The 19,916-nt window shown below is 63.5% G+C and carries 25 protein-coding genes and 1 tRNA gene; 20 read left to right on the forward strand and 6 right to left on the reverse strand.

The annotated features are described in order from the left end of the window. The first annotated feature begins 27 nt into the window (after positions 1 to 27). Positions 28 to 936: a GTPase Era gene (gene era / locus HNP52_RS03830; RefSeq protein WP_184162677.1), complete on the forward strand. Its 909-nt coding sequence runs from the start codon at positions 28 to 30 to the stop codon at positions 934 to 936. After that, the gene (locus HNP52_RS03835) at positions 933 to 1,904 is read left to right on the forward strand and encodes a nitrilase-related carbon-nitrogen hydrolase (protein WP_184162680.1); all 972 of its coding nucleotides are present in this window, start codon (positions 933 to 935) and stop codon (positions 1,902 to 1,904) included. Before era ends, HNP52_RS03835 begins: the two co-directional genes overlap by 4 nt. On the opposite strand, the gene HNP52_RS03840 is transcribed toward HNP52_RS03835, so the two are convergent. Both HNP52_RS03840 and HNP52_RS03845 read right to left on the reverse strand, forming a co-directional pair. Further along, positions 1,905 to 2,603, reverse strand: a complete 699-nt coding sequence (locus HNP52_RS03840; RefSeq protein WP_184162683.1) for an NAD-dependent deacylase — start codon at positions 2,601 to 2,603, stop codon at positions 1,905 to 1,907. 40 nt (positions 2,604 to 2,643) lie between these two features. Next, positions 2,644 to 3,120: a hypothetical protein gene (locus tag HNP52_RS03845; protein ID WP_184162686.1), complete on the reverse strand. Its 477-nt coding sequence runs from the start codon at positions 3,118 to 3,120 to the stop codon at positions 2,644 to 2,646. 113 nt (positions 3,121 to 3,233) lie between these two features. Between HNP52_RS03845 and HNP52_RS03850 the strand changes: the two genes are divergently transcribed. From HNP52_RS03850 to HNP52_RS03880, 7 genes are all read left to right on the forward strand, one after another. Continuing rightward, positions 3,234 to 3,584, forward strand: a complete 351-nt coding sequence (locus HNP52_RS03850; protein WP_184162689.1) for a hypothetical protein — start codon at positions 3,234 to 3,236, stop codon at positions 3,582 to 3,584. Between the two features lie 40 nt (positions 3,585 to 3,624). After that, complete coding sequence (gene dapB, locus HNP52_RS03855) at positions 3,625 to 4,353, forward strand: 4-hydroxy-tetrahydrodipicolinate reductase (RefSeq protein ID WP_184162692.1); 729 nt, start codon at positions 3,625 to 3,627, stop codon at positions 4,351 to 4,353. Then, positions 4,350 to 5,015: an endonuclease III gene (gene nth, locus HNP52_RS03860; protein ID WP_184162695.1), complete on the forward strand. Its 666-nt coding sequence runs from the start codon at positions 4,350 to 4,352 to the stop codon at positions 5,013 to 5,015. Before dapB ends, nth begins: the two co-directional genes overlap by 4 nt. Before the next feature lie 45 nt (positions 5,016 to 5,060). After that, positions 5,061 to 5,137: transfer RNA gene (locus tag HNP52_RS03865), tRNA-Arg, on the forward strand. A gap of 514 nt (positions 5,138 to 5,651) precedes the next feature. After that, positions 5,652 to 6,827, forward strand: coding sequence for a DUF1488 domain-containing protein (locus HNP52_RS03870; protein WP_184162698.1), 1,176 nt, complete (start codon positions 5,652 to 5,654; stop codon positions 6,825 to 6,827). 608 nt (positions 6,828 to 7,435) lie between these two features. Continuing rightward, positions 7,436 to 7,675: a hypothetical protein gene (locus HNP52_RS03875; RefSeq protein WP_184162701.1), complete on the forward strand. Its 240-nt coding sequence runs from the start codon at positions 7,436 to 7,438 to the stop codon at positions 7,673 to 7,675. A gap of 43 nt (positions 7,676 to 7,718) precedes the next feature. After that, positions 7,719 to 8,186 (forward strand): hypothetical protein, encoded by a 468-nt coding sequence (locus HNP52_RS03880; protein ID WP_184162704.1) that lies wholly within the window; start codon positions 7,719 to 7,721, stop codon positions 8,184 to 8,186. A gap of 53 nt (positions 8,187 to 8,239) precedes the next feature. Here HNP52_RS03880 and HNP52_RS03885 read toward each other — a convergent pair whose 3' ends face one another. Beyond that, the gene (locus HNP52_RS03885; RefSeq protein WP_183996754.1) at positions 8,240 to 8,578 is read right to left on the reverse strand and encodes a helix-turn-helix domain-containing protein; all 339 of its coding nucleotides are present in this window, start codon (positions 8,576 to 8,578) and stop codon (positions 8,240 to 8,242) included. A gap of 184 nt (positions 8,579 to 8,762) precedes the next feature. Between HNP52_RS03885 and HNP52_RS03890 the strand changes: the two genes are divergently transcribed. From HNP52_RS03890 to HNP52_RS03900, 3 genes are all read left to right on the forward strand, one after another. Next, entirely contained in the window at positions 8,763 to 9,176 is a 414-nt protein-coding gene (locus HNP52_RS03890; RefSeq protein ID WP_184162706.1) for a DoxX family protein, read from the forward strand. 5 nt (positions 9,177 to 9,181) lie between these two features. Continuing rightward, positions 9,182 to 9,931 carry an SDR family NAD(P)-dependent oxidoreductase gene (locus HNP52_RS03895; RefSeq protein WP_184162709.1) on the forward strand — a complete coding sequence of 250 codons (750 nt, stop codon included), beginning with the start codon at positions 9,182 to 9,184 and terminating at the stop codon, positions 9,929 to 9,931. 188 nt (positions 9,932 to 10,119) lie between these two features. Beyond that, a complete protein-coding gene (locus tag HNP52_RS03900) occupies positions 10,120 to 10,758 on the forward strand; it encodes a hypothetical protein (protein WP_184162712.1) in 639 nt (212 codons plus the stop codon). Positions 10,759 to 10,899: 141 nt separating this feature from the next. Here HNP52_RS03900 and HNP52_RS03905 read toward each other — a convergent pair whose 3' ends face one another. Both HNP52_RS03905 and HNP52_RS03910 read right to left on the reverse strand, forming a co-directional pair. Then, positions 10,900 to 11,211 (reverse strand): hypothetical protein, encoded by a 312-nt coding sequence (locus tag HNP52_RS03905; RefSeq protein WP_184162715.1) that lies wholly within the window; start codon positions 11,209 to 11,211, stop codon positions 10,900 to 10,902. A 343-nt stretch (positions 11,212 to 11,554) separates the two neighbouring features. Further along, on the reverse strand, positions 11,555 to 11,761 hold the full coding sequence (locus HNP52_RS03910) for a hypothetical protein (RefSeq protein WP_184162718.1): 207 nt from the start codon (positions 11,759 to 11,761) through the stop codon (positions 11,555 to 11,557). Positions 11,762 to 12,054: 293 nt separating this feature from the next. On the opposite strand from HNP52_RS03910, the gene HNP52_RS03915 reads away from it, so the two are divergent. After that, entirely contained in the window at positions 12,055 to 12,384 is a 330-nt protein-coding gene (locus tag HNP52_RS03915) for a hypothetical protein (protein ID WP_184162721.1), read from the forward strand. Between the two features lie 120 nt (positions 12,385 to 12,504). Further along, positions 12,505 to 12,708 carry a hypothetical protein gene (locus tag HNP52_RS03920; protein ID WP_184162724.1) on the forward strand — a complete coding sequence of 68 codons (204 nt, stop codon included), beginning with the start codon at positions 12,505 to 12,507 and terminating at the stop codon, positions 12,706 to 12,708. Positions 12,709 to 12,837: 129 nt separating this feature from the next. Here the strand turns inward: HNP52_RS03920 and HNP52_RS03925 are convergent, their stop codons facing one another. After that, positions 12,838 to 13,812 (reverse strand): hypothetical protein, encoded by a 975-nt coding sequence (locus HNP52_RS03925; RefSeq protein ID WP_184162726.1) that lies wholly within the window; start codon positions 13,810 to 13,812, stop codon positions 12,838 to 12,840. 296 nt (positions 13,813 to 14,108) lie between these two features. Between HNP52_RS03925 and HNP52_RS03930 the strand changes: the two genes are divergently transcribed. From HNP52_RS03930 to HNP52_RS03955, 6 genes are all read left to right on the forward strand, one after another. Next, positions 14,109 to 14,435, forward strand: coding sequence for a TrbC/VirB2 family protein (locus tag HNP52_RS03930; RefSeq protein ID WP_184162735.1), 327 nt, complete (start codon positions 14,109 to 14,111; stop codon positions 14,433 to 14,435). 52 nt (positions 14,436 to 14,487) lie between these two features. Next, positions 14,488 to 14,721, forward strand: coding sequence for a VirB3 family type IV secretion system protein (locus HNP52_RS03935; RefSeq protein ID WP_221416146.1), 234 nt, complete (start codon positions 14,488 to 14,490; stop codon positions 14,719 to 14,721). Then, complete coding sequence (locus HNP52_RS03940) at positions 14,700 to 17,054, forward strand: VirB4 family type IV secretion/conjugal transfer ATPase (protein WP_184162741.1); 2,355 nt, start codon at positions 14,700 to 14,702, stop codon at positions 17,052 to 17,054. Before HNP52_RS03935 ends, HNP52_RS03940 begins: the two co-directional genes overlap by 22 nt. Continuing rightward, entirely contained in the window at positions 17,051 to 18,280 is a 1,230-nt protein-coding gene (locus HNP52_RS03945) for a type IV secretion system protein (protein WP_184162744.1), read from the forward strand. Before HNP52_RS03940 ends, HNP52_RS03945 begins: the two co-directional genes overlap by 4 nt. Further along, positions 18,277 to 19,065 (forward strand): virB8 family protein, encoded by a 789-nt coding sequence (locus tag HNP52_RS03950; protein WP_184162747.1) that lies wholly within the window; start codon positions 18,277 to 18,279, stop codon positions 19,063 to 19,065. Before HNP52_RS03945 ends, HNP52_RS03950 begins: the two co-directional genes overlap by 4 nt. Before the next feature lie 71 nt (positions 19,066 to 19,136). Continuing rightward, positions 19,137 to 19,751: a TrbG/VirB9 family P-type conjugative transfer protein gene (locus tag HNP52_RS03955; RefSeq protein WP_184162750.1), complete on the forward strand. Its 615-nt coding sequence runs from the start codon at positions 19,137 to 19,139 to the stop codon at positions 19,749 to 19,751. Positions 19,752 to 19,916 lie beyond the last annotated feature (165 nt).

Raw genomic sequence — 19,916 nt, forward strand, 5'->3', positions numbered from 1 at the left:
CACAAGGCAGGCGCATTGGAAAACGATATGACTGATACCCCGGAAACCCAGCACTGCGGCCTGATCGCGATCGTCGGCGCGCCGAACGCCGGCAAGTCCACGCTGGTGAACGCGCTGGTCGGCCAGAAGGTCGCGATCGTCAGCCCCAAGGCGCAGACCACGCGCACCCGGGTGATGGGCATCGCGATCGAGGGCGACGCGCAGCTGATCCTGGTCGATACGCCGGGCATCTTCACCCCTGAGCGCCGGCTCGACCGGGCGATGGTCGCCGCCGCCTGGGAAGGCGCCGAGGGTGCGGACCTGATCGCGCTGATCGTCGACGGCAAGGGCGGCATCGGCCCCAAGGTGCAGACCGTGATCGAGAGCCTGAAGGGCCGGCGCGAGCGCAAGATCCTGATCCTCAACAAGGTCGACGTCGCCGACAAGCCGCGCCTGCTCGGCCATGCGGCGAAGCTCAACGAGCTGCTGCCGTTCGACGAGACCTATTTCGTCTCGGCCCAGACCGGCGACGGCGTGCCCGAGCTGAAGGCGGCGCTCGCCGCCGCGATGCCCGAATGCCCCTGGCACTTCCCCGAAGACCAGGTGAGCGACGCCACCGACCGCATGCTCGCCGCCGAAGTGACCCGCGAGCAGCTCTATCTCCAGCTCCACCAGGAGCTGCCCTATTCCTCCGCGATCGAGACCGAGCAGTACAAGGAGCGCGAGGACGGGTCGGTCGAGATCCACCAGCAGATCCTGGTCGAGCGCGAGACCCAGCGCGCGATCGTGCTCGGCAAAGGCGGCACCCGGATCAAGGAAATCGGCGCCCGGGCCCGCGCGGAGCTCTCCCGTCTCATGGGCGTAAAGGTTCATCTCTATCTTCACGTGAAAGTAAGGCCGGAATGGCAGGAAGACCGTTCGCTTTACCGTGAGATCGGGTTGGACTGGGTCGAGTGACGAAGAAGCTCAAGGTCGCCATCGTACAGGATTCGCCGGTTCCCCTCGCCATCGGCGCGGGGCTGGACAAGGCTATCGCGAAAGCACGCGAGGCGATCGAGAAGGGCGCGCGCGTCGTCGCCTTTGGCGAGGGTTTTCTGGGCGGCTACCCGGCCTGGCTCGACCAGGTCGCCCCGGCGCGACTCTGGGACCATCCCGGCACGCGCGAATTGCACGGCCTGCTGCTCGACCAGGCAGTCCGCGGCGAGGACCCGCGCTTTCAGCCGCTGCAATGGACCGTGGACATCGCCGACGTGGCCGTCTCGATCGGCGGCTATGAGCGCGTCCGCCAGAGCCTCTACGCTACCCAGTTCCTCTTCCGCCCCAAGGCGCCGGTGCTGCGCCATCGCAAGCTGATCCTCTCGCCGGCGGAGAAGCTGATGCTCGGCCAGGGCGACGGCTCGACCATGGGGCTGCACGAGGCCAAATGGGGCAGGATCGGCCAGCTCGCCTCCACCGAGCACTGGATGCCGCTCGCCCGCGCGGCAATGCATCATGAAGGCGAGACGGTGCACGTCGCCGCCTGGCCCGAAGTGGGCGACATCGCGATGCTCGCCTCGGCGCATTATGCCTTTGAAGGCCGCGCCTTCGTGCTGGCGGCGGGCACCATCCAGTACAAGCAGGAGCTGATCGCCGGCTATGAGAAGGCAGGTGGGGACGGATCGGCGCGCAAGCTGCTCGACCGGCTGCCCGACGGCCAGATCCAGCACGGCCACAGCGCGATCATCGCACCCGACGGCGTGGTGATCGCGCAGGCCGGCACCGCACCCGAGATCCTGATCGCCGAGATCGAACTGGACGAAGTCGGCCGTGGCCTGGCGACGATGGACGTAGATGGCGCCCAGGCGCGGCACGATGTGTTCGAGCTGTCGGTCGATCGCCGCGCCCGCGCCGGCATCATCGAGAAAGGGGACAGCGAGGCGGCCTGATCAGGCCAGCATCGCATCCACCCATTCCGGCACCAGCGTACCCGCCGGCCCCAGCCGCGTTTCGCCGAACCAGTGGCTGCCGGCGCTCGGGTCGAGGTTGAGTTCCAGTGTCTGCGCCCCGTGATAGCGCGCCGTCTGCACGAACCCGGCCGCCGGATAGACCGCGCCCGACGTGCCGATCGAGACGAACAGGTCCGCATCCGCCAGCGCCGCCTCGATCACGTCCATGTGATAGGGCATCTCTCCGAAGAAGACGATGTCGGGCCGAAGCGCCGGCGTGCCGCAATTGGGGCATTGGGTGCCGGGCGGCAGGTTGTCTTCCCACTCCACATTGTCCCCGCACGCCGCGCACAGCGCCGACTTCAGCTCGCCATGCATGTGGAGCATCCGGTTGGCACCGGCGCGCTCGTGCAGATCGTCGACATTCTGGGTGACGATCAGCAGCTGCCCGGACCACTCCGCATCGAGCCGGGCCAACGCGACATGCGCCGGATTGGGCGCGACCTCGGCAAGCTTGGCCCGCCGCGCATCGTAGAAGCGATGGACCAGCTCGGGATCGTGCGCGAGCGCCTCGGGCGTGCAGACATCCTCCACCCGATGCCCTTCCCATAGCCCGCCGGGGCCTCGGAATGTGGCGATCCCGCTCTCCGCCGAAAGTCCGGCGCCGGTGAGGATGACGATGTTCTGGATGTCGCGCATGGGGACAGGATAGGAGCGAAGTGCCCTGGCCGCTACCGGCTCAGCGCTGGTGCGATGCCTTGAACATCTCGTCGAGCGCGCGGTGCAACGCAATGGCGGCGGAACTCCAGCAGCCATAGTCTTGCGGTACCGCCCATGTGCCGGCGCCGCTGGTCAGCACCATGATCGGCGTGCCGCCATTGCTGACGATGATATCGCCACGCTTGCCGGCGCGGCAGGCATCGAGGCCCTCTTCCTGCGCGCGGCCATAGGCTTCGCGGATGGCCGAAAGGCGCGCCGCATCGACCTGGCCGTGCTCGATCGGACGCACCAGCTTCGGATCGCGGCACGCCGCTCGTGCCGCCCGCGGGGTGAGCGTGTAGTCGCCTGTGTGCAGATCGACCCGGACATTGCCGGCGGGGCACCATTCGGAATGGCCGATAGTAGCGAAGATCACGGGGATGCCAGTGGCATAGTCCGCAGGAGCGGGAGCCGGCGACGGCGCCAGGAGGAGCAAAGCTGCGGGGAGTCCCATCATGTAAAAATCCTCTCATCCCCAACCCGATTCGGCAACGCCGCCGCGCCGTCCGATTGTTCCGATCCCGTGCATTTGCCCCAAGCTCGCCGCAAATCAGGGTCTACCTTCCGCCCATGCTCGCAGCTCTCCTTCTCGTCGTCTTCACTGCGCAGGATCGCGCGCCGATCTTCCCCAGCCCCGATGATGCGGGCGACGCCGCGATGGTACCGAAACGCCCCTGTCGGCCAGGTGGCGATACGATCACCGTGTGCGGCAACGCCAACGGCAACCGCCTCCCTACGCTCGACGAGGCACGCTGGGCGGAGAAGCCGCTGCGGCCGGACTTCCGCCTGCCGGGCGGCGGCAGCGGCACCGTGGCCGCGGTGCAGCGCGAGCTGCCGGGCGCCAAGGGCGTGGGACTGATGGTCACCGCCACCATTCCGCTTGGCAGGAAGCCGAAAAAGCCGGACGAAGCCGCGCAATAATCCATCGCGCTTGAGCCCAGCCTGTGCCAGAGGGACGGGCATGACCAGCATCGGCATTTACGGCAGCCTCGGCCGGATGGGGCAGGCGATCGCGGCGGTGGCGCCGGAACTGAACGCGAAGGTCGCCGGCGGTGCCGATGCGCAGGACGATCCCGCGACGATCGCGGCGCGGGCGGACGTGCTGATCGACTTCTCCGCCCCCCAGGCGCTCGAGGCACATCTCGCCGCCGCGCGCGCGGCGGGCAAGCCGATCGTGGTGGGCACCACCGGCCTCTCGCCCCAGCATCACGCGCTGATCGACGAAGCCGCCAAGGATATCGCGGTGCTCCAGACCGGCAACACCTCGCTCGGCATCGGCCTGCTCCAGCGGCTGGTGCGCGAGGCGGCGGCGCAACTCGGGCCTGACTGGGACATCGAGATCGTCGAGATGCATCATCGCCACAAGGTCGATGCACCCTCGGGCACCGCGCTGATGCTCGGCAAGGCTGCGGCGGCAGGCATGGGTACGACGCTGGCCGAGGCCGAAGTCACCGATCGCGCCGGCACGGTGGGCGCCCGCGCCTCGGGCACGATTGGGCTGGCGAGCCTGCGCGGCGGATCGGTGGTGGGCGATCACAGCGTGGTGTTCGCGACCCAGGGCGAGCGGATCGAGCTCACGCACCGCGCGGACGACCGCGCGATCTTCGCCCATGGCGCAGTGAAGGCCGCGCTGTGGCTCGCCGGCAAGCCTGCCGGCCGCTATTCGATGGACCAGGTGCTGGGCGGGTGAAGCGCGAAGACGTCTTCGAGTTCTTCTCGCGTCTCGCCGCGGACAATCCGCACCCCGAGACCGAGCTCGAATATGTCAACGACTTCACGCTGCTGGTCGCGGTGGTGCTCTCGGCCCAGGCGACCGATGCCGGGGTGAACAAGGCGACGCGCGCGCTGTTCCGCGAAGTCGACACGCCGGACAAGATGGTCGCGCTCGGCGAGGACGGCCTCAAGCAGCACATCAAGACGATCGGGCTGTTCAATACCAAGGCGAAGAACGTCATCGCCCTGTCCGAGGCACTGATCCGCGATCATGGCGGCGCGGTGCCGGCGGACCGCGATGCGCTGGAGGCACTTCCGGGCGTCGGCCGCAAGACCGCGAATGTGGTGATGAACACGGCGTTCGGCGCGGAGACCTTCGCCGTCGACACGCATATCTTCCGCGTCGGCAACCGGACCAAGCTCGCGCCGGGCAAGACGGTGCTCGCGGTCGAAAAGAAGCTGGAGAAGGTGGTCCCCCAGCCCTTTCGCCTGCACGCCCATCACTGGCTGATCCTGCACGGCCGCTACACCTGCAAGGCACGCACCCCCGAATGCTGGCGCTGCGTCGTCGAGGACCTTTGCCCCTACAAGCCCAAGACCGCCGCGCCGAAGAAGCCGAAGACGGCGCCCGCGCATTGAGGGGCTGGCGCGGCCGCAAAGGCTTTGCTAGGCGCCCTGTTCCAGGCACCCGTAGCTCAGCTGGATAGAGCGCTGCCCTCCGAAGGCAGAGGCCACAGGTTCGAATCCTGTCGGGTGCGCCACAACAAACTATAAGACATTGTAATAACCCGCGTTATTGTTTGACCCTCATCTTTTCATAACATTTTCCCTAAGGCGGACTCCTGCTAGGTCGTGAACCCATAAAAGGCGGGCCGTGAATCGGCGGTCCCCGTCGCTCGCCTAACTCTGCGCGCGCTCGAACTGGCTCGCGAATTTGACATTGCAGGCATGCAAGTCGCCTTCGGGTGTTATCACCAGCTCAGTGATGTTGGCGCGTTGGAAGTCGTCCTCGGCTGCTTGATCATTTATCTTCAGGCTCAGCCCCTGCGGAAGCAGCTTGCCAACGGAACAATGTTTTCTTCTTGCTCCGAGATATAACGTTCGATTCGCGCCGCTTGGTCTTCCATGCGCTCTGTGTCCTAGAGGATCTGAGGCTTCTTCTCAGACTGTGCTATACTGCTACGCGCTCCTGGTAACTTCCGTGCCTTGGGGGACGGCTAGCGGTCTTCTTGCTCCGCGCGGGCATTTCCGCCAGCATTTGCACCGGGAGGGCAAATGCCGGAAGGAATAGAACAGAAAGCGATGCTGATCTTGGAGATCGGCTATTATGGGCTTCCTGACGCGCGGAGCGCAGGCACCGTAATCGAGCGTTTGGCAAATGCATTCGCCCAAGAGACGCGGAGTACGGCGCCGGGCAACCGACTTGAGATCGCATATCTGCAGATCGCAAGTCTGCACGCCTTTCTCGAGCTCGCGAACACGGTCGCCGACCTGTACGAGCAGCGCAAATTGCTTGGCAATTTTGTCCAAGGAATCGCTACCTCCATACAGTTGATACTCGCCACCGGGGTCGACCCGGTACCGCTGTCAGCCTCGGTGAGAACCTTTCTAAAAGCTCTGGTAGCGCCAATGAGCCGCGGGGAGGCCAGCCACGCAAAGGTCTACGTGCGCGGCAACAACAACACGGTAGTCTTCATCGACGGCGCGCAGGCTGAGCAAATCGCGCGCTTCCTCGAACCCGCAAAAAAGGCCACAGATAGCGCCCTTGTGGGGGCCGAGGTTCCCGAACCTGAAGGCGCACCTTCGACCGTTCGGCGGTTCGCAGGTGCGTACATGGATAGCCCACTGCTTGTCGTGCGTGAGCCGAACGAACAGCCCGCCCTTCCTGAGGCACCAACCCTGCGGGATGCAGAACCTCGTGTTGCTACGCTGGTCCGGATGGGCCCGGCGACCTATGTGCGCCCGCATGGATCCGGTGGGCTTATGGTACCTGTGGCAGGGCCGCAGCCACCATTCGATCGTGCTGAGCCCGGGACCATGGTTGATGGGGTACTTCATTTCTCCGGCACTACGCCGGCTTTGTTCGAGATCACCGGCTTCTACAGACCCAAGCTCCACATGCTTGAGGACGGGCTCGACATCGGCCGCCTCTCACGACGCCCGATCGTGTTCCAACCCGGACGGAAGGATTGGAACCGCGCTCGCCATGGAGTCGAGTTCAGCGGCTACGACGACACAGAGCAGGTACCATTTCTGATCAGCGTCGAAGCTCTCGGGGAACTGGGCGGAGTGCAGGGAGCGTTGCCGTCTCGCGAGGATGCCCTTCAGCTGTTTGACGATCACTCCGACGAGATCTTTGCGAACGCGGCAAAAGCCTATGCAGACGGGCGACCACTCAGCTCTGGCCACATCCTGCTCACAACCGCAGACTTCCTGCGGAGACCGCTATGACGCGACGCGGCACCCCGGGGATTGCCCGGGGCGCCTTCCATTAGGCCGTAGACTCATGAAAGCGGCCTGTCAGCAAACACCCAATCCCGGTCGTTTCGGTCCAAATTTGCGACGCCGAAACCAGTCTGGCAGCAAGCGCCCCAGTTGCTGACGCCGGCCAACGTTCAGTGCGCCGGTCTGTAGCGCTCAATTTCTCCCGCATCGATAGCGGCTCGAGTTCGCGATTTCAGCACGGACATGCCCTCACTGACTGTTGCTCTAATCAAGGCGGGTGGGCGCTCTTCCCGAGGCAACCGGACGAGCGCAACAAATTGCTCGCCGGTCTCCCGCCAACTGATTTCATATCCCCCGTAGAGTTCGCTGAAGACGACCATCGGAGTAGCATAGCCGGATGCGCGCGATGTCCGCTAGCCACCCAACGTCGGCCGTCCAACGGAAAAACGATCGATCCGAAACCGGACAGTCGGCAAACGCCCCGCTTGCGGCCGGTCGCACGCTGTATCGAAGCTGCTAGGCTTGACCCTGACGGCCGATGGATTTCATATGAAAGAAGCCCTGAACGACAACGCGACAGCTTTCACACCTTCCTAACGGGGTATTGGAATCAAATGGCCGACGAGCTGTACTCCAGCTTCGAAGAGGCTCTATTTGACTTCCGCGTTACCGAGGGCGATCTACCTTACCAACGCCTTATCGGCGAGCTTAAGGCTCTCCGCGCCGCCGGGCGCTTTCTGCCTGTCGCACGCGTTCAATCCGCATACGATAATCCATTTTGGAAAGGGTATGGGCGAATTGTCGTGCTGGAAGACCTAGCGACAATTGGCATCAAGCCTAACGACGGCATCTAACCACCCACTTCCGGACCTTAGTCAGCTAGACTAGGATGAGGTGATGGGTACGCGCTACACCATGTTGCGAGAGGCAGTTGCCAACCTAGCCGCATCGGCGGAGGCGCAAGTTTCATATCTTGATAGCAGCTTCTCAGGCCTAACAGGAGGCAAGAGCGCTGAGGCTTACGGCAACTTTGAGCTCGCGATGGAGTTTGACGATAGCTTTGTAGCTGTCGGTCACATGCTTGAGTTCGGCGAGATCAGTCAGGATGAGGTCGATGCCCTCCAAACTCTTGATGAGCTGTTGAGCTGTTGGAGCGGCCCGTCATACGAGGACTTCTGGGTGCGGGAAGCCTTATTTGAAGACCCGCGCTGGCAGGCGATCCGTTCAAGAGCTGCCGAGGTGCTAGCGCTCCTGCCCGATGAGGCGCGAGAAAGCGATTACACTCGCAGCCTGACTGTCGGCAAACCACCCAATCTCGGTCGTTTCGGTTCAAATTTGCGACGCCGATACCGGTCGGGCAGCTAGCGCCCCAAATCCAGCCGCGCGAGCTTATTGATCCGTATCCTGAAAGCCGCCGTTCATTGCGGTTTCCGGCCGCGCCCGCCAGACCTTGCCGGGATCGATTTACCGTGTTCGGCCCACCAAGTGGCGAGCGCTTCCATTGTGGGGCCTAGCCCGCGGGCCTTGGCCGTCATCTCATACTCGACGCGCGGGGGCACCTCGGCAAAGACTGTCCGAGAGATCAGCCCATCGGCCTCCAACTCGCGAAGTTGCGCCGTGAGCATATGTTGCGTGATGCCGGGGATGGCCTTGCGCAGTTCGCCAAAGCGGTGAACCCGCTGGTGGAGCAACCACATGATCTCCAGTTTCCATTTGCCCGAGAGCATCGCGAACGCGCGGCGCATCTCATCCTGCATGGTGAACGCACCGTCTTCCAATAGTCAGGTTCTCCATACTAGCTGTTGATAATTCATCCTACTTGTGGCGAATCATCCAATAGCCCATCTTCTATACAGCTAGCCGGCGTCGCTGAGAACGCCCGGCCACCAATCGTCATTCAACGACCCGACTTCGCGTGCCTGTGCCGCGGAAAGGAGGATCATGCCTGCGAGTTACGTATACTGGATCAGTACCGCGCTATTGTCGCTGCTCTACTTGTCGTCAGCCGCCTTGTATGTGTCGAAGCCAGCCTTTGTGCGCCAGGCACAGGCCGATCTCGGTTATCGTGCCGAGCATCTCGTTCCGTTCATGGTGGTGGTGAAGATCCTGGGGCCGGTGGCGATCCTGTCGCGTGTCAGCGTGCCGCTCAGCGACCTCGCCTATGCCGGCATCCTTTACCATCTGCTGCTGTCAGGCATGGCGCATCTGGGCGTCGGCAAGCCGAAGGGCGCCATCCCGGCCATCATCGGCCTCGCGCTGCTCGCGGCCTCGTTCACGACGCAGAACGCCGCCCGTGAAGCCGCTTCCCCCTATGCGCCGCAATCCGGCGCGCATCACCTCATCACGAAAGGATAACTCCCATGGGTCGCCTTGAAGGAAAGGTCGCGATTGTTACCGGCGCCAGCCGCGGCATCGGACGCGCTACCGCCAAGCTGTTCGCTGCCGAAGGCGCGAAGGTCGCAGTTCTGTCGCGCACCGCCGAAAGCATCGCCAAGGTGGTCGCCGATATCGAAGCCGCTGGCGGCATCGCTCTCGGTATCTCCTGTGACATCAGCAACGGGCAGCAGATCGAAGCCGCCGTGGCGCAGGTCGCCGCCGAATATGGCGGCGTCGATATCCTCGTGAACAACGCTTTCGATCCGTCCGTGGTAAGTTCACCGATCATCGATCTGTCGATCGAACAGCTGCAGCGAAACTTCGACACCGGACCGATCGCCCATCTTCGCATGATGCAGGCTTGCTTTCCCTACCTTAAGGCGAGCGGGGCCGGGCGGATAATCAACTTCGCGTCGGTGGCCGGCGTCATCGGAATGGTGCCGTACGGCCCCTACGCGATGGCGAAGGAAGCAATCCGCGCATTGACGCGCGTCGCCGCGCGGGAATGGGGGGCATATGGCATTACCGTCAACAACGTCCTGCCTGTCGCCAACACCTATGAAGAGATGACCGAGGCCGGTGTGCCGGCCCCCAGCACGCCTCTGCGCAGACTGGGAGACCCGGAGGAGGACGTCGCGCCGGTTGTCCTCTTCCTCGCCAGCCGGGATGCGCAGTTTCTCACTGGCTACAACCTATCGCCCGATGGGGGGATGATGATCGACAGCGCGCGATAGCACGTAAGCGGCTGGCAGCTAGCCGTGCGTTCCGTGCGATAGCTGCCAGTCCGAAATCCACCCATCGTCGGCCGTTCGGGCGCTGCATGGCGCCTACTGTAAGCGGCCAGGCTGGGAGCGCCCCAAAGTAGGCCGTTCCCAGCCTTGTAGTCCTTGCCCGAAAGCGGCCAATCCTTCAGCGTGGCTTGATGAAGAGTGATATCAAGCTGTGCGTGACGGAAAATCTGAAAGGGCACCTCGACCCATATATGGGTGCCAAGGGTTTCACGCGTGGGTCCAACAGCCTATTCTACAAGCGAAAAATCGGTGATGCAGCGCAGAAGCTGGATCTTCGGCTAGAGGTTCATCCGAAGGATCAGCCTACCGCGTCGGCGGCCCTATATCCATTCATGCAGATCGACATTCCTACCGTGGACGATGTGCTTCAGGACATGATTGGTGACGACCTAGGCCTTCTGGAAGGAGTGACTGCCGGCGTTACGCGGCAACCAATTGGCTTCACTTCGGCCAAGGCTGATCCGGGGCGCTGGTATATCTATCAGCGAGACTCCGTCGAGGAGATAGTCAGGGAGGCGCGCGCGTTCATCGAGCGATGGACAATGCCGGTTTTGGACAACTACGCATCTCCAGAACAAGTGGTGGCCGCTGACGAGGAGGGCGACGAGCGATTGGCGCGAGATCGAGCTCAGACGATGAGGATCGTTGCAGCGGCGCTCGTGATTGGCAGAAAAGACTATGCTCGGGAGGTACTGGAAAAGCGGCTCGGGGCGCCCGGCGCTCGGCGTCGTTTCCAACGGGTTTTTGAATACGTAGAGAGGTATCGCTAGCAGCAGCTTATGTGGCGAGCCGCTCAAAGGGCGCCGGTCAGCTTCCCACCCATTCGCGGTCGCTCAGCCGGGCATCAGCCCGTCCAAGAGCGGACAGGCGGCACGCGCCCCACTTGCGGACGTTCGCCTGTCACGTGCCAGTTAGGCGATCCACTCGCGATGCTGTTCAATCATGCTTTCCGACGCCCATTCTTCAAGTGAATTGAAAACGCCGGTTGCGGGCCACGCCGGATCGGGCTCTTCGCCCTGCGCCCAAGTTAGATGGACCTCGGCCAATCTGCCGTCAGACAGCTTGAAGAGCGCATCATCGCGGTCAAAGCGACGGGCCACAAGCTCACCTGTCAGGCCTCTGAGGATATGCTGGGGCCCAATCTCACGGACAAGCTGGCGCTCCCAGCCAGCCCGATACTCGGCCTTTTTCTGCTCAGGCCAATCCAAATCTGTGATTGCCACCCACGGCTCAAGCCACTCCATAACTCCGCCTTTTGGAGGAGCCGTCCGTCAGAGTCTATGACCGCTTTCCACCCAATAGCGGCCATCGAGCGAACCGTGCATAGTCGCGAATATGACCTGCGTAAGAGCACTTTCTATAGGGACCATCATTTTCGCGGCGGCTATCCTCGCGGCGGGCGGATGGGTCGCATTTGATCGATCCAGCGCGTTGTCGACCGCCTGCAAGATAGGGCTACCTAATTTTTCGCGCCCTGTGGAGGTGCCCGACTCCATGGTTGGCTGTGCGTTTGTTCGGAAACCTGAGCAACTTGCTGGAACGGTACTCCTAGACCATCACGGCGGCTCACTCATCATCAAAGGTGCAGACAAGGCCATAGCATTCGTTTGGAACGATGCCTTCCGACGCGAGCCACTTTATGGACGCTTTATAGCCGAGAAGGAACGCGCATTTTTGCGGGACTGCGTGACCGCCGTGTCGGTAGAGGCAGTGGGTCGCCTCGCGGACACTCCGGGCGATATGTTGGGCGACCGCAAATTCTTCGTCGAGCATCTGCTTGCAGTTGGGCCTCCCGAAAGGGACGTTATCGCCAGAGTGCCGAAGAATCTGCCACCGGAGCGATGTCCGCATGCGAACGGCAGCTAACCACCCAATCTCGGACGCTCGCCTCAAAAGCTGCCGTCTATGGGTTCGGGCCCGGATCACGCGCCCCACATCCCGGGATCTGGGTCCGGCACGAAATCGTCATTGGCGCCGCTTAGCTGTCGACGTGGCGGCAGGGTTGCCCTGCAGGCGCTCGTCGCCAGCGCTGGTGACATCGGTACAGCGGATGCTATCTCCCTCACATGAGGGAACGGCACCAGACGGCTCTGCGCATGCGCGAGGAGGGCGCAACATTCCAGGCGATCGGCGACGCGCTGCACGTTAGCGCCAGCCGGGCGAACGTCATCTATCAACGGGCGTTGGAGATCCAGGCGGAAGAGGCAGCCGGGATGAGCTTGGCGGCGATCCGGATCCTGCGCAACTATCGAGGCGACCTGCACGAGCTCGCCTCCTTTGCTGAGCGAGATCCGCATGGTGCGTGCACGCTGCTGATCCAGGAGCCCAATTGCCTCCGCCGGCACGCGTATCAGATCATCGCCTGGCTCACGGCCGGCAACCGCGAGAAGCCCTGATCAGGCGCGTGCGCGAGATCGCTGCCACCGCCAGGTGAAGTTGCGAGCAGGGCCACCGCTTACCATATTTCCGCGTCGCAGAGACTGCATAGCTCTACTTGAAGAAGGAGGGTGAACTCGATGCTAGTGGCGGCGCAACAGGCTATCGTGCGCAAGGCCGGAGCTGCGAAAGCCGTGGTCCAACTCGTCGGCCAATCCGAATGTCTGAACTTAATCGTCAAGGCAGCTGATGAGTTCGGTATTTCAGCCGAACCTGCTGCCGGGGATTTCCACATCATTGTTATTCCGTGGTCGGCGATCACAACGCTATCGTTCGACAGATGAAACTCGATGCGTCGCCGTGAGCGCCGCGGCGCTCTCCGGCGGCGCTTTCCAAAACCGGCCGTTCCGCTTTCACCCAATATCAGCAGATCGACCCGGTACGCCGAAAGCAGTCGTTTATGGGTTCACGACCTAGTTCCGCCTATCTCTCCCCAAACCCGAATCAGCGAAGGTTGCGGGAATAGCGTTGCGATGCCAGCTTGGCTCGCCCACCGAGCTTGGCGAAGTGAATCGGTCACCCCTCCCGCCGATACACGCCGCAGTCCATTGCCAGACATCGCGCTTGCGCGCCGTGGTCCGATTGCCATTTGCGTCATAACTATAGGCTTCATAGTCGTTGGCATTGACAGCGCCCGCAGTCGACATCGCCGTCGCAGGCGTTGACGGATTGAAGCCGGTCGGCGCCGTTGCGGATGGAAATTGCCACTGAGCCTGGCGATCGAATTCGTCCCAGGTCAGTCGGGCCTTATTGCCGTTGGCATCTACGACATATTCCTGCTTGCCGTTGGGCGTATAGCTGTAAGTGACATAGGCTTGCTCGACGCCCGTGGCTGTCGCCTTGCGCACCTGCACCAACTGGCCAGCATCGTCATAGAGGTTCTTCGTAATCCGGTCGATGGGATTGGAAGGGTTGCTCTGAGTGCAAGCACTCGCAGGCAGGCTGCCGAACGATCCCGGATCCATTCGAACCGCAGTACATTGCAGGCGGCCTACCACGTCGTAGCTGTATTGCGTGACCTGATAGACCGTGCCAGCAGCGGAGACGCTTTCCTTCACTTTGCGATCCAGCAGATCATAGCTGACATCTGTAACCTGTTGGACAGCAAATCCCGACCAACTCACCGGCGCAATCGTCTCTGATTGCCAGCTAGATAGCGCGCCTGCCTCCACCCTCACCAAACGGCCTTCGCTGTCATACGTATTGCGCACTGCCAGATGGTGCAGCGGGCCGGAGCCGTCGGGGTCCGGTGCGATCGTGCCGGTGACCCGATGCGCCAGGTTGTAGCGCGTCCCATTGGTGAAATCCGACGCCGCCGACTGCGCGAACGCCGTGATAGGTGTGAACAGAGCGGCCGAGCAAAGCAGCCGAGCGACAATCTTTTCCATGGTTGCAGCTCCCTGCGTGCGGATCACGAGCAGCTCGACAAGCCGGCACGCGGCTTGGTCTCGTAAATCTTGTTGCCGTACTGATGTAGCCGTAGCAGGTGCGCAGGCTGAAGCCCCCTTCGATGTGCCTAACAGATGCGAGAAATATTTCTAAAATATGTCCAGAACCGACAATGAGCTATTTTGAAGAGCCTAGTTAGAGACCGTCGATAGAGTTGAAATTTGTTTGGAGGTCCTATTGCAAGGACCGCACCGATTCGCTTGAAGCATAACTCGAATCGGGGGGACGGCTGATGATGTGGTCAAGTGCATTAAGGCTAATCTCGCGGGGGTTGCCGAGCGCCTTTGCGGCTCTGCCGCTAACGGCCGCGGCTCAAGAACTGAGTGGAGACCCAGCCGGCTCCGGCGTCATCGTCTCCGCAGTCAACTGGCTGCAAGGCACTTTGCTCGGCACCGTGGCAACTGTCGTCGCGGTGATCGCGGTCGCGTCGGTGGGTTTCCTGATGCTCACCGGCCGGATCAACTGGCGCTACGGCGCAACGGTGATCCTGGGCTGCTTCATCCTGTTCGGCGCCGCGAGCATCGTCGCGGGTATCCAGTCGACCGCACAAGCAGGTCTCTAAAGTGAACGGACTGGAGCGCGATCCGCTGTTCGTGGCGCTCACGCGACCGCAGATGTTCGCGGGCGTCACCTATAGCTATTTCGTCGCCAACGCGATCATCGCCACCGAGCTGTTCCTGATCTTTAAGTCCTTCTGGGCACTGGTCGCGGCACTCGTCATCCATCTGATCGGCGTGCTCGCCTGCCTGCGCGAACCGCGCTTCTTCGATCTGTGGCTGACGCGCGTGAGCCGCTGTCCGCGGGTGCGCAACTACAAGATCTGGCGATGCAATTCCTACCGGCCCTGACCCGCGATCCCAAGGTGATTGCAAAAGAGGCGCCGGCAGGAAAGCACCTGCCCTATGCCGCACAGATCGACGATCATACGATCGAGACGCGCGACGGCATGCTTTGCCAGGTCATTCACCTGCGCGGGCTATTGTTCGAGACCGCCGACACTGAGGAACTCAACTATCGCAAACTCCTGCGCGACGCGGTGCTGCAGTCGATCGGGTCATCGCGTTTCGCGGTCTATTATCATGTCGTCCGCCGTGCGATCGAACCCGAGCTTGACGGCACTTTTCCAGACGCCTTCTCGACCCGGCTTGACGCGGCCTGGCGGACGCGGCTCGCCCAGCGTAGGCTCTACACCAACGACCTGTTCCTGACGCTGGTCCGGCGCCCGCTCCAGGGCCGGATGGGCCTGCTAGACCGACTACGCGGCAGCTCGGCCGCTGCTAATACCGCACAAGACCTGCGCGCGCTCGATACGGCACGCGAAGCGTTGATCGCCGCGCTCGGCAGTTATGCGCCGCGCCTGCTCTCGGTCTACGAGACACCGCAAGGCCATTGCTCTGAACCACTCGAATTTCTTGCCTCGCTCTACAATGGCGAGGTCCGGCCGATGCTGCTGCCGACACAGGATCTGGGCGCCTATCTGCCCTGGCGCCGGATCAGCTTTGGCCAGGAGGCAATCGAGCTGGGTGCCGCCGGCCCCTCCCCGCGCAGCTTCGTCGCGATGGTGTCGATCAAGGACTATCCCGGACAGTCGGCACCGGGGATGCTCGACGAACTGCTCCGCCTGCCCTTCGAGATCACCATTTCGCAGAGCTTCGGTTTCGTCGAGCGCCGGGCGGCGCTGTCGAAGATGAACCTGGCGCTGCGGCGGATGCGCTCAGCCGAGGACGAGGCAGTCAGCCTGCGCGCAGATCTCTCCACTGCCAAGGACGAGGTTGCCGCCGGGCGTGCCGGTTTCGGCGAGCATCACATGACCATCGCGGTGCGGGGCGAGACGCTGGCCGAAGTCGATCAGGGCGTGGCCGAGGTCCAGGCGACGCTCGCCGATCTGGGCATCATCGCGGTGCGCGAGGAGATTGCGCTGGAGCCCGCCTTCTGGGCACAATTCCCCGGCAACTTCAAATATATCGCGCGTCGCGGCCTGATCTCGACAGCCAATTTCGCCGGCTTCGCCAATGGCCACAACCTGCCCCACGGCAAGGCAAGGGGCAATCACTGGGGCGACGCGGTGACTCTGCTCGAGACCACCGCCGCCGGCCCCTACCACTTCAATTTCCACCACGGCGACCTGGGCAATTTCACGGTCATCGGCCCCTCGGGCTCGGGCAAGACGGTGGTGCTTAACTTCCTGCTCGCCCAGGCCCGCAAGTTCGCGCCCAGGATCATCTTCTTCGACAAGGATCGCGGTGCCGAACCGTTCCTGCGCGCGATCGGCGGCCGCTACGACGTACTGCGACCGGGCACATCCTCTGGGCTCAACCCGCTACAGATCGAGGACAGCCCTGCCAACCGCCAGTTCCTGATCGACTGGGTGGCGCTGCTCGCCGGCGGCGCCGATATCGAGGATCTCGCCCGGATCAAGGACGCGATCGACGCCAATTTCGGCCAGCCTGTCGCGCAGCGGCGGTTGCGTCATCTGGTGGAGCTGTTCCGCGGTGGACACCGCCCGCACGGTGCCGATCTCTGGGCGCGGCTGCGCCCCTGGTGGGGCGATGGCGAGCGTGCCTGGCTGTTCGACAATGAAGAAGACCTGACCGACCTGTCCGCCGACACGGTGGGCTTCGACATGACCCAGATCCTCGACGATCCCGCGGTGCGCACCCCGGCAATGATGTACCTGTTCCACCGGGTCGAGGAACGGCTGGATGGAACACCGGCGATCATCGTGGTCGATGAAGGCTGGAAAGCCCTCGACGACGATGTGTTCGTCCGCCGGATCAAGGATTGGGAAAAGACCATCCGCAAGCGCAACGGCATCGTCGGCTTCGCGACGCAGAGCGCGCAGGATGCGATCGAGAGCCGCATCGCCAGCGCGATCATCGAGCAGGCTGCGACCCAGATCTTCATGGCCAATCCCAAGGCCCGCCATGCCGATTATGTCGAAGGCTTCGGGCTGACCGAGCACGAATATGATCTGGTCCGCACCCTGCCCGACAATGCACATTGCTTCCTGATCAAGCACGGCAATGAAAGCGTGGTCGCACGACTGAACCTGAGTGGCGAGCGCGAGTTGCTCACCATCCTGTCGGGCCGCGAGCGCACCGTGCGTCTGCTCGATCAGATACGTGCCGAGCATGGCGAGGATCCTGCCGACTGGCTGCCACGGCTGCTGGAGGTCGCATGAGCAGTTGTCCCGGCATCACCGATGGCGCCTATCTCCAGAGCGTCCTGACCTTTGTCGATTGCCAGGCACAGACGATTGGTGCCGCCGGCTACCAGGCCGCCGCAGCGCCGGGATCGCCGCTGTCTCTGCTGCTGACCGGGCTGGTTACCCTGTTCATCGCCTTTTACGGCTATCGGCTGCTGTTCGGCGACACACCCAATGTCCGCGAAGGCGTGCTGGCGCTGGTCAAGATTGGGGTGGTGCTGGCGCTCGCCACCAGCTGGGGCGCCTATCGCACCCTGGCCTATGACGTTGCGATGCATGGGCCTGCCGAGCTCGCAGCAGGCGCCGGTGGGCCAGCGGGGCTGCCCGGCACTACCGGCGGGCTGACCGAGCGACTACAACAGGTCGATAATGCGCTCGTCGCGCTGAACGCAGTGGGCACCGGTCCTGCCGGCGTCACCATGCGCCCTGCCCTGGATGCAAACGGCCAGCCGGCACTGGTCCAGCAAGGCAATCCGGAGCCTTCCAGCATTATCGGGCCCTTCGCGCTCGGTACCGCGCGGACCACCTTCCTGACCGCAACCATCGCCGCCTATGGCTCGGTCCGGCTGATCGCCGGACTGCTCCTCGCAATTGGCCCCTTCTTCATCGCGATGCTGCTGTTCGAGGGTACGCGCAGCCTGTTCGAAGGCTGGGTGCGCGGGATGGTCGCAGCGATCCTCGGCGCAATGGCCGTCACGATCCTGCTGGGCGTCGAACTCGCCTTGCTGGAGCCGTGGCTCACCACCCTGCTTGAGCGACGCCAAGGGGGGCTGCCCATTGGCGGCGCGACTAACGAGCTGTTCGTCACCATGCTGGCCTTTGGCCTGGCGCTGCTGGGCGGGCTCGGCATGGCCGCGCGCGTCGCCATGGCGTTCCGAATCGGCGCGGTATGGCGCAGCCTTGCCGAGCGCGTCGGCGCGGCCTCAAGCCTGCTCGATCGCACCCAACCAACACCGCTGCCCGAACGACGCCAGCCTCCTGCCGAGCAGCATTCGCGTGCGGCCGCTGTCGCCGAAGCCGTGGCGCGCATCCAGCGTCAGGAAGCCGCACTTGCCGGGGGTGGTGGCGCGGCACCGCGCACACCGCAGGCCGGCGGCCTGCGTGACCTGCCTTCCAGTGCGCCGACGCCACTCGGGCAAAGCCATCGCCGAACCCGCAGCCGGGTATCGGCCAGCGCCACACGACGGGACCGCAAGCAATGAAGAAGCAGGCGCGTGAAGCGCTCGACGCCTATTACCGCGAAGCAGGCAGCTGGGCCGAGGATAATCGGGCCGCGCTCGGCCGCTCGCGGCGCACCGCCTGGATCGTCGCCGGCGTCGCAAGCGCGATCGCGCTGATGGAAGCAGCCGCACTGCTCGCGCTGACGCCGCTCAAGACGGTCGAGCCCTATACGCTGCTCGTCGATAAGCAGACCGGTTATGTCCAGGTGCTCAAGCCGCTGGACGCGCAGCAGGTCAGCGCCAACGCAGCGCTCACCCAGTCCTTCCTCGTCCAATATGTGATCGCACGCGAAAGCTTCGACGACGCCACGCTTCAGGCGAATTACCGCAAGGTGTCGCTGTGGTCCGAAGGCGAGGCGCGCAAGGCCTATACGGGCTTCATGCAGGCCAACAATCCGGACAGCCCGCTCGTCCGCCTGCCGCGCACCACCGTGGTAGAAACGAGGGTGAAGAGCGTGTCGCCGCTTGGTAACAACGGCGCATTGGTGCGCTTCGAGACGATCCAGCGCGATGCCAATGGCGCGGTCCAGCCGGCGCGCGCCTGGGTCTCCGTGGTCCGCTATCGCTATTCGGGCGCGCCAATGAGCCTTGAGGACCGGTTCATAAACCCGCTCGGCTTTGAAGTGACCCATTACCGCCGCGACGCGGAAGCGCTGCCATCGACGGAACCCGCGCCCGCTACGCCCGCACCGGTCGTGGCGACCACGGCGCCGACTGCTCAGACGCCTCCCTCGGCCATGCCAACCCCACAGGCGCCTGCGCGATGAGGGCTCTGCTAGCCTCCGTTCTGTTGCTGATCCCGCTTGCTGCACAAGCGCAGGTCCGGCCGCAGCCGGGCATGGGCAACGCACATATCCAGACGGTGGACTATCGGCCCGAGCAGGTGGTGTGGCTGGAAGCCGCCCCCGGCTACCAGGTGACGATCGAGCTGGCACCGGACGAACAGGTCGAGAATGTCGCACTGGGCGACAGCGGTGCCTGGCAGGTGACCGCCAATCGCCGTGGCGACCGGCTGTTCGTCAAGCCGGTGCGCGAGGGCGTTTCCACCAATATGCTCGTCATCACGGACACCCGGACCTATAACTTCCAGCTCTCACCGCTCTCGGACCCGCGCCCCGACACCGCCTGGTCGATCAAGTTCCGCTACCCCGCTGCGCTCTCCGAAAGCCCTGTCTCCGCAAGCGAGGAGAAGGTAGTCGGACGCTACCGAGTGCGCGGCAACGCGGCGCTCCGTCCAAGTGCGATCCATGACGACGGTATTCATACCTATATCGAATGGCCCGAAGACCAAGCGCTTCCTGCCATCTACGCCCTTCATGGCCGTAGCCAGGAGACGCTGATCAACGGCATGATGCGCGACGGCCGGATGGTGATCGACAGCATCCAGGACCGGCTGGTGTTTCGCATCGACGACCGCCGCGCCGAAGCCGTGCGGGTGGTGAGCGAGAAATGAGCGGGACCACCCCTTCCTCGGTGCCCACAACGCCAGTGGACAGCAATGTGCTTCCCGTGATTGCGCGGCCACGCTCCGGCCCGCCGGTCTGGGTGCTGGTGCTTGTTGCGATCGGAATCGGCGTTCTGCTGTTCTCGGTTCTCGATGCGCGTCGCCGCGCGCTCA

The organism is Sphingomonas kyeonggiensis, from assembly GCF_014204495.1.
GTDB lineage: Bacteria > Pseudomonadota > Alphaproteobacteria > Sphingomonadales > Sphingomonadaceae > Sphingomonas > Sphingomonas kyeonggiensis_A.

What these genes read in the sequence shown, in the direction of transcription:
- HNP52_RS03875 (WP_184162701.1), top strand. Translation starts at nt 7,436, where the DNA reads ATGGCCGACGAGCTGTACTCCAGCTTCGAAGAGGCTCTATTTGACTTC.
- HNP52_RS03840 (WP_184162683.1), bottom strand. Translation starts at nt 2,603, where the DNA reads ATGCGCGACATCCAGAACATCGTCATCCTCACCGGCGCCGGACTTTCG.
- HNP52_RS03850 (WP_184162689.1), top strand. Translation starts at nt 3,234, where the DNA reads ATGCTCGCAGCTCTCCTTCTCGTCGTCTTCACTGCGCAGGATCGCGCG.
- HNP52_RS03935 (WP_221416146.1), top strand. Translation starts at nt 14,488, where the DNA reads ATGTTCGCGGGCGTCACCTATAGCTATTTCGTCGCCAACGCGATCATC.
- HNP52_RS03885 (WP_183996754.1), bottom strand. Translation starts at nt 8,578, where the DNA reads ATGCAGGATGAGATGCGCCGCGCGTTCGCGATGCTCTCGGGCAAATGG.
- HNP52_RS03925 (WP_184162726.1), bottom strand. Translation starts at nt 13,812, where the DNA reads ATGGAAAAGATTGTCGCTCGGCTGCTTTGCTCGGCCGCTCTGTTCACA.
- HNP52_RS03915 (WP_184162721.1), top strand. Translation starts at nt 12,055, where the DNA reads ATGAGGGAACGGCACCAGACGGCTCTGCGCATGCGCGAGGAGGGCGCA.
- HNP52_RS03910 (WP_184162718.1), bottom strand. Translation starts at nt 11,761, where the DNA reads ATGCTCGACGAAGAATTTGCGGTCGCCCAACATATCGCCCGGAGTGTC.
- HNP52_RS03930 (WP_184162735.1), top strand. Translation starts at nt 14,109, where the DNA reads ATGTGGTCAAGTGCATTAAGGCTAATCTCGCGGGGGTTGCCGAGCGCC.
- dapB (WP_184162692.1), top strand. Translation starts at nt 3,625, where the DNA reads ATGACCAGCATCGGCATTTACGGCAGCCTCGGCCGGATGGGGCAGGCG.
- HNP52_RS03945 (WP_184162744.1), top strand. Translation starts at nt 17,051, where the DNA reads ATGAGCAGTTGTCCCGGCATCACCGATGGCGCCTATCTCCAGAGCGTC.
- HNP52_RS03870 (WP_184162698.1), top strand. Translation starts at nt 5,652, where the DNA reads ATGCCGGAAGGAATAGAACAGAAAGCGATGCTGATCTTGGAGATCGGC.
- HNP52_RS03920 (WP_184162724.1), top strand. Translation starts at nt 12,505, where the DNA reads ATGCTAGTGGCGGCGCAACAGGCTATCGTGCGCAAGGCCGGAGCTGCG.
- era (WP_184162677.1), top strand. Translation starts at nt 28, where the DNA reads ATGACTGATACCCCGGAAACCCAGCACTGCGGCCTGATCGCGATCGTC.
- HNP52_RS03895 (WP_184162709.1), top strand. Translation starts at nt 9,182, where the DNA reads ATGGGTCGCCTTGAAGGAAAGGTCGCGATTGTTACCGGCGCCAGCCGC.
- HNP52_RS03940 (WP_184162741.1), top strand. Translation starts at nt 14,700, where the DNA reads ATGCAATTCCTACCGGCCCTGACCCGCGATCCCAAGGTGATTGCAAAA.
- HNP52_RS03890 (WP_184162706.1), top strand. Translation starts at nt 8,763, where the DNA reads ATGCCTGCGAGTTACGTATACTGGATCAGTACCGCGCTATTGTCGCTG.
- HNP52_RS03900 (WP_184162712.1), top strand. Translation starts at nt 10,120, where the DNA reads ATGAAGAGTGATATCAAGCTGTGCGTGACGGAAAATCTGAAAGGGCAC.
- HNP52_RS03950 (WP_184162747.1), top strand. Translation starts at nt 18,277, where the DNA reads ATGAAGAAGCAGGCGCGTGAAGCGCTCGACGCCTATTACCGCGAAGCA.
- HNP52_RS03880 (WP_184162704.1), top strand. Translation starts at nt 7,719, where the DNA reads ATGGGTACGCGCTACACCATGTTGCGAGAGGCAGTTGCCAACCTAGCC.
- HNP52_RS03955 (WP_184162750.1), top strand. Translation starts at nt 19,137, where the DNA reads ATGGGCAACGCACATATCCAGACGGTGGACTATCGGCCCGAGCAGGTG.
- HNP52_RS03845 (WP_184162686.1), bottom strand. Translation starts at nt 3,120, where the DNA reads ATGATGGGACTCCCCGCAGCTTTGCTCCTCCTGGCGCCGTCGCCGGCT.